The organism is Synergistaceae bacterium, from assembly GCA_012728235.1.
Taxonomy (GTDB): domain Bacteria; phylum Synergistota; class Synergistia; order Synergistales; family Synergistaceae; genus JAAYFL01.
Window position 1 is genome coordinate 1 of record JAAYFL010000017.1, and the last position, 6,111, is coordinate 6,111.

6 protein-coding genes are annotated in these 6,111 nt (G+C 38.8%); 1 reads left to right on the top strand and 5 read right to left on the bottom strand.

Annotated elements, in window-relative coordinates; translation table 11 throughout:
- From GXZ13_01410 to GXZ13_01430, 5 genes are all read right to left on the bottom strand, one after another.
- Positions 1-462: SIS domain-containing protein (locus tag GXZ13_01410; protein NLX74498.1), on the bottom strand; the 462-nt coding region annotated here is incomplete at its 3' end.
- Positions 449-1,930 carry a bifunctional heptose 7-phosphate kinase/heptose 1-phosphate adenyltransferase gene (locus tag GXZ13_01415; protein ID NLX74499.1) on the bottom strand — a complete coding sequence of 494 codons (1,482 nt, stop codon included), beginning with the start codon at positions 1,928-1,930 and terminating at the stop codon, positions 449-451. The genes GXZ13_01415 and GXZ13_01410, both read right to left, overlap by 14 nt.
- Positions 1,927-2,526, bottom strand: a complete 600-nt coding sequence (locus GXZ13_01420; protein NLX74500.1) for an HAD family hydrolase — start codon at positions 2,524-2,526, stop codon at positions 1,927-1,929. Before GXZ13_01420 ends, GXZ13_01415 begins: the two co-directional genes overlap by 4 nt.
- A gap of 62 nt (positions 2,527-2,588) precedes the next feature.
- Entirely contained in the window at positions 2,589-3,584 is a 996-nt protein-coding gene (locus tag GXZ13_01425) for a glycosyltransferase family 9 protein (protein NLX74501.1), read from the bottom strand.
- Positions 3,571-4,737 (bottom strand): glycosyltransferase, encoded by a 1,167-nt coding sequence (locus GXZ13_01430; GenBank protein ID NLX74502.1) that lies wholly within the window; start codon positions 4,735-4,737, stop codon positions 3,571-3,573. The genes GXZ13_01425 and GXZ13_01430 overlap by 14 nt, the downstream gene beginning before the upstream one ends.
- Positions 4,738-4,914: 177 nt before the next feature.
- Here GXZ13_01430 and GXZ13_01435 point away from each other — a divergent pair, with 177 nt between their 5' ends.
- On the top strand, positions 4,915-5,946 hold the full coding sequence (locus GXZ13_01435) for a glycosyltransferase (protein ID NLX74503.1): 1,032 nt from the start codon (positions 4,915-4,917) through the stop codon (positions 5,944-5,946).
- The last annotated feature ends 165 nt before the right edge of the window (positions 5,947-6,111 follow it).

Below are 6,111 nucleotides of genomic sequence, written 5' to 3' on the forward strand. Positions count from 1 at the left end.
ACATAGAGCTATGAGCTTCATGCCTATACATTTCGCTTCTTCAAAAGCTTTAATTATATTTTTTGAATTGCCGCTCGTTGAAATACCTATAAGAACATCTTCTGCCCGGCCTAACGCCTGTACCTGCTTTGAAAAAATTTCTTCAAATGAGCTGTCATTGCCGATTGATGTCAAAATTGAGGTGTCGCTGTTAAGAGCAATTGCAGAAAGGGCTGCTCTATTTTTTATCATGAAAGAGCCAACCATCTCTCCTGCAAAATGCTGTGCATCTGCCGCACTGCCTCCATTACCGCAGAGAAGTATTTTGCCTCCGTTTTTGAGTGTTTCTATTATGAGTTCTGAGCTCTTAAGAACTGAATTTTGCAGTTCTTTATCCTCTATAATTGTGACAAATAACTCCGCGGATTCTTTTATTATTGCCTCTATATTTTTTGCATCAAAACAGCTCTTATTTTTCTCCATCGTTATTCATCCTTTCAATTATCTTAGTGGTTGAAAGTCCCTCTATAAGTGGCAGTATAACGACCTCTTTTGCATATTGTCTGCCCGCAATTTCTTCCGGTTTATAGTCTCCGCCTTTCGATATCACGTCGGGGCGTAAAATTGAAAGAAGCTTTTCCGGTGTTTCTTCGTCGAAAATAACTATTAAATCCACGTCAGATATGGCTGAGAGAACTCTTACTCTTTCTGCCTCCCTGTTTACAGGACGGGAGAGTCCCTTCAATATTCTTATCGAGGCATCTGAATTTAATCCCACCACGAGACGAGAGCCCAAGGCTCTTGACCTGGTAAGGCTGTCAACATGACCTGCATGAAATATATCAAAACAGCCATTGGTGAATATAACTTTTTCTCCCTTTTTTTTCCATTCACTTATTCTTGTGGCTGCATCTTCGGCACTCATTAACTTCCCGTTTGATTCATCTTTTGCGATGTACTGTAAAAGTTCAAAGCGTTCAATGGGCGCTGTTCCCACTTTGCCAACGACAATTTGTCCGGCAATATTTGCAAGTTTAAGGGAGTCCTCTATATCCAATCCTGAGGCAATAGATGCAGAAAGCACTGCGATAACCGTATCTCCAGCTCCGGAAACGTCAAAAACTTCCACCTTGTGTGCTGGGATATGAAGAGTTTTTTCGGGTGAGATAAGAGATGCACCTTTTTCGGAGCGTGTTATTATTAAATTTTGTATTTTGAGAAGCTCTTTTAACTCTCTTCCTATATTCGCTACTGAATCATCTTCATTTACAACTTGTTTTCCGGAAGCAGATGACAATTCGGATAGGTTAGGGGTTACTGCAAAAGCACCTTTGTAACGATTCCAATCTGCCCCTTTCGGATCTACTAGAACCGGTGTTCCATATTTCTCACACAATTTTATTATGTCATTTGCCAGAGTTTCAAGAAACATGCCCTTCCCGTAATCGGATAAAATAACGGCACCGACACCTTCTTTTAGTTTAATCTCTATGTTTTTTAGATAGGCTTGCTGCTCTGCTGAAAGAGGTGTAATTATCTCTTCATAATCAAGGCGCATCATCTGCTGTCTTCCATTTCCAAGAAGTCTTGTTTTTACTGAAGATGTGCCTCGGTAGATAAGATTTGCTTCTTTCACACCCTCTTTTTCCAGCATCTCCTCAATATGTTTTGCTTCGGAGTCATCCCCAACTCGGCCAACCAAATAAGTATTAACTCCCAGCCTTCTTAAGTTAGTGACGACACTGCCAGCCCCTCCAAGTGTCGAAAATTCTGACTGTATATGGAAAACGGGGACGGGCGCTTCCGGGGATATGCGCTGCACTTTGCCTGAGATGTATCTGTCAAGCATTATGTCGCCCACAACGAGGACTGAAACATCTTTAAAACTCCCCATGCAGAGTTCTTTTATTTTACTTAATGATTTTGGTGAAAAGACGGTTGAATGTCTCATTTATTCTCTCCACTTTCTGCCGTTATTAATTTTGCGGCTTGGTAGATGTCATCCGCTACTATATCAGGCATTTTTAGATCCTTCGGATAATTTGAGATAACCTCTTTGCCGTATCCTGTTTTTACAAGAGCTGATTTTATCTTTGCATTTATTGCCATTTCCATATCAGATATATTATCACCTATTACCCAACTATCTGCCAGATTAATTGGAAAGTCAGCCATAGCATTCATTATCATCCCCGTTTTAGGTTTTCGACAGTCGCATATTTCTTTTTCTGGCTCTTTTGGGTAATCGGGGTGATGGGGGCAATAATAAAAGGAGTCTATTTTTACTCCCTGTTCTGAAAATAAATCTGCTATTTTGGCATTGGCTTCTCTTACAAAATCTTCCGTAAAATAACCTCTTGCAACACCACTTTGATTTGTTGTCACTATAAGTAAATAACCGGCTTTTTTAAAAATTTTAAGGGCTTCTACAGCAGTGGGAATCAGCACGATGTCTTTGAAAGAGCGGAGATAATCTTTAAGTTCAATTATCGTTCCGTCTCTATCTAAAAAAATCGCTGCTTTCTCCTTGCCTTGTGCTCTGCCCATAAAATTGCCCCTATCTGTTTAGTGTCTTTTACGGTCTAGATAAAGTGCCGTTTGTTTCTTGTTTAATACAGAAACTTTTCTGCAAGAAAATCAAATGCTCTTCTTACTTTATCTGATGATATTTCTGCAAGAACAGACTGACAACGTTTTTTCGCATAAAAGGTTTGAAGCGGTTCATTTCTGCTCACAACACAGGCAAACCATGGCATTGCATAACCAACTTCCGCCGGTTGGATATAGTCAAAGATCCCCAAGGTTGGAATACCGCTCAGCGATGCCATGTGAAGAGGACCGGTATCGTTGCCTATAGCCATGTCACACTCTCTGACAACAGCAGCCATCTTTAGAAAATCTAGCCTATTTACCAAATTAAGTATAGAGTCGCTGCCTATTTCATCTATTATTGCTTCAGCAAAGAGACGCTCCTCTTCCCCGTGGCCGTTTAAAACAATTTGCCAACCGTCTGAGATTAATGGCGGTAAAAATTCAATCCATTTCTCATGAGGCCACCTTTTGGAGACGATTCCAGCACCTATTGCAGCAAAGAGTTTTTTCTTCCCTTCATATGGAAGGAAGAGATCTTTTGCGAAAGCAATACTTTCTTCTGTCGCAAAAATAGATGGCTTTTCTCTGTTGTATAGATCTATCCCATTTAACTCTGCCCATGAATAAATGTTTTGAGTTTGGAAGAATGGGAAAGAAACACTGTCTCCCAATCTGTTTTTCACTCCAGCTAATATATTTAAGAATGTCATATGAGAACCTTTATATGTCGAAGCAACAAATTTAAACTGGTTGTTCCTAATTTTTTTGGCTGTTTTTATTAAGGTCTTCCAAGGCTTTTTCTGTCCTATTAACACTTCATCAATATATGGCTGCGATTCTACAATTTTCATATATGGCTCGGTTGTAAGAAAAGAAATTTTTATTTCGGGGAACTTCTCTTTTATCAGAAATACGGCTGAAAGTGCCTGAAGAACATCTCCCAAAGCACTGAAGCGAACCCAAAGGAACTTGTCTTCGGCTTTTGGAATGCCTTTCTTTTTATTTTTTAACATAAATACGCTCCTCTATCCGAGATTTATAGGTAGCACTGTTTCGATTTTGAAGCATTTCATTTATAAGCTCTATATACTTAGAAAGAATAAGTTTCGGCTCCCAGTTTGAAGCTCTATCTTTGAGAACGTCTGAAGATATCGGATTTATAATCGCATCTTCCACTGCAGCAGCAAGAGCTTCATGGTCTCCAACCGGGACAAGCTGTCCATACTCACCAAATCCAAGCAGTTCTGCCGGGCCGCCGCAATCAGTGCTGACTACATTCAGTCCCGCCATGAGAGCTTCACCTACAGCAAGGGAACTTGCCTCATGTTTGGAAGAGCACACATAAACCTTTGAATATTTCATAAAATTATAGGGATTCAGAAACCCCGGCATATCAACATAATCTTGTATTTGCAGCTCTTTAACAAGCCCTTCAATTAAAACCCTTTTACCTCCACGACCCAGAATTATCAGCCTTGTTTGCGGTCTTTTCTTGTGAAGGAGAGCGAAAGCTTTTACAAGTGTGGGATAGTCTTTCACTCCGAAGAAGCTGCCGACGGAAAGTACCACCTCAAGCGAACAGTCTTCAAACCAGTGATGAAGCCCTTCTTGCAAATCCTCTCTAAACATTATAGGGTTATGAATGTAGTGTGCTTTATCTGCAGAAATTAACCCCAGCTTAATTGCATCTTTTCTCACATAATCTGATACGGCAACATATAGATCCGCTTTTTTATATAATAATTTTGCCATTGATAAGTGATAAATGCGACGATGAATATGCCTATCCGCTATAAATTCAGAAAAAATATTGTGTTCTGTTATTACGATGGGAATATTTGTCTTGGCTATTTTATTTGCCAAGACTGTGATGTTGTTTATTTTTGAAGAAGATGTTAATAAAACATCAAACTCATCTGTTTTCTTTATCCTTTTTAGCCACTTCCTAAGACCTGAGAATGGGTTTAGTGCAGCCATAAGGGTAGGCTCATCGTTCAATGCAACTATTCCTGTGTTTTTGGGAATATCCGACAGTAGAGGCCCTTCTTCCTTAAACAGTACAAAAGTGACAATGTGCCCCATATCTATTAGAGTGTTAAGAAGGGTAAGTGCTACGCGCTCAGCGCCACCACTATGCATGTTGTTAATTATTATTGCAATTCTCATTTTACCCCTCCTTATAGTATGATTATAGAACAATTTTATTAAAGGTGTGGAATTTTACAGTTTTATATTAGAATAAATCATCATCTACTTAATTATAATAAATAATAAGGTGCAAAATAACAAAATAATTAAGTCAATCAGCAGAATAAATATTTGCATAAGAAGGGACTAATGTAAATGTCTAAGATAAAAATTACCGCTCTCGTTCAGTCGTATTGCGGCGGGAATCGTATAATCCCCACTCTTGAGTCGTGCAAACTCCAGGATTATCCATATAAAGATTTGGTTATTGCTGACGATGCTTCTGATGACGGTAAAACAGTTTCTATTATTGAAAATTGGTTAAAAAATAATACAGAATATTTTGAAAACGTCACTTTTATAAAAAATTCAGAAAACCTAGGAATAGTGAAAAATTATCGCAACGCCGCTCTCAATGCTAAAGGCGAAATTATTGTCCCCCTGGGACAAGGCGATACTTACTATTCCACGAAGACATTTTCACTTATTGCAGAAGAAATTGAAAAACAGAGAGAGGAAGGTCTGCAAGACCCATTAGTATGGCTGGGCTATTACAAGTCATATAAGTTTAACCCTGAGTGGCAGGAAGTAAACGACCACTTGCCAACGTATCCCTTCTATATGGGAATGTTGCAAGGCCCAACAGAAAAAGCCTTGGAGCTTTTGTTAGAAAGAAATTACATAGGCGCTCCCTCTTTTGTTTATCATTCAAGATATTTTCAAGATGGAACTTTCCCCATACCAGAGACAATAAAGGATTTAGAGGATTATGGAATGTCTGTTTGGATGTTGGCAACAGGCAATCTTTTTGGCTATTTGCCGCTTTTTGTCCGTTGGTATGAGATGGGAACGGGGCTTTCCTCATCAAGAAACAGCAGGTTTGTCGCATCTTTAAACAAAGTATATGAATTTAATGAGGTTTCTACCAACGAGAATCCTAAACTCAACGCTGTTGCGAAAAAAGCGACAAAGATGAATCACTACCGTTCGATTAAAAACAAACCGGAAAGAGAATTTAAGAAAGCTGTGTTGAGAGTGAAACACGCGATAAAGAATCCATTAAAAATTATCTGTTATTTAGTGTTTAGCTTTAAAAAGAAAGTTCACATGAAATTGAGAGCGCCTGAGATAGTAATGGAAATAGAAGCCGCTTCCGGCAATTCATTTGATGAAAGATTTTTTAAATAAGGCAGGACGGACAATGACTACAGTAGGAAGTAAAAGTTCTCATTTTGATTTTTGGATATTTCTGCTTTTTGTTACAGCTATTTCATCAACGGTCTTCGGACCAGTCTGCCACTACATAGGCTTATTGACAGCTCTTTTTTTCTTACTGTACAAAAGTATTAAATA

What these genes read in the sequence shown, in the direction of transcription:
- GXZ13_01420 (NLX74500.1), bottom strand. Translation starts at nt 2,526, where the DNA reads ATGGGCAGAGCACAAGGCAAGGAGAAAGCAGCGATTTTTTTAGATAGA.
- GXZ13_01430 (NLX74502.1), bottom strand. Translation starts at nt 4,737, where the DNA reads ATGAGAATTGCAATAATAATTAACAACATGCATAGTGGTGGCGCTGAG.
- GXZ13_01415 (NLX74499.1), bottom strand. Translation starts at nt 1,930, where the DNA reads ATGAGACATTCAACCGTCTTTTCACCAAAATCATTAAGTAAAATAAAA.
- GXZ13_01425 (NLX74501.1), bottom strand. Translation starts at nt 3,584, where the DNA reads ATGTTAAAAAATAAAAAGAAAGGCATTCCAAAAGCCGAAGACAAGTTC.
- GXZ13_01435 (NLX74503.1), top strand. Translation starts at nt 4,915, where the DNA reads ATGTCTAAGATAAAAATTACCGCTCTCGTTCAGTCGTATTGCGGCGGG.